1 protein-coding gene is annotated in these 233 nt (G+C 33.9%); it reads right to left on the bottom strand.

The window, feature by feature from the left end:
• Positions 1-31 precede the first annotated feature (31 nt).
• A partial coding sequence (locus tag AC23MB_RS14550; RefSeq protein WP_487787676.1) for a hypothetical protein occupies positions 32-233 on the bottom strand: 202 nt, incomplete at its 5' end.

Genomic DNA, 233 nt, shown 5'->3' with positions numbered 1-233 from the left:
TCGTATACCAATATCTTCCTGTTTCGTTGTTTTATGATTTCTCATTTAAAAAATTTTCGTGTTTTGTATACCAGTCAAGTTCTTCTTTTATCCAATATTGCTTTTTCAATTCATTATCAATGATATGAAGTTTACAAGCAATTTCGCGAAGGTCAAATCCCGCATTTGATTTCGGATGAGCGGAAAGCCATATTTGACACCTTCTCTGGATATGAACTAGACACCTCTGTACA

The organism is Soonwooa sp. T0.1_25 (assembly GCF_057652215.1).
Note: the sequence above shows the minus strand (reverse complement) of the source record. Positions and strands in the feature narration are given on the sequence as shown.